1 pseudogene is annotated in these 253 nt (G+C 43.9%); it reads right to left on the bottom strand.

What is annotated here, in order from left to right:
* Positions 1–253 (bottom strand): annotated as a pseudogene (locus tag AAEY88_RS14670) (hypothetical protein); the annotation flags it as partial.

Here is a 253-nt window from a genome sequence, read left to right as displayed (position 1 = left end):
ACCACCAGCGATAAATAATAACGGCGATTGCTTAGAGCGTGACACCTCACTGTTCTGCTTGGTTAATTTTGCTGATGTATCCGCCAAGGTAAAATCACCGCTTGGCAAGCTACTATCGAATACCGTACCAAGTGACGCTTGTTGAGTCAGATAGTCTGAAACCAACCCTTGCGGTTTGATGGCAATAGTAACGGTGGCACATAAATTATTGCTGGCACTGTCATTAACGGCATTTTTAGCGTTGTTATCAAAG

Origin of the sequence: Psychrobacter sp. CAL346-MNA-CIBAN-0220, from assembly GCF_040309805.1 — a bacterium.
In the GTDB taxonomy this organism is placed as follows: domain Bacteria; phylum Pseudomonadota; class Gammaproteobacteria; order Pseudomonadales; family Moraxellaceae; genus Psychrobacter.
This window is presented reverse-complemented; position numbering and strand designations above follow the sequence as displayed.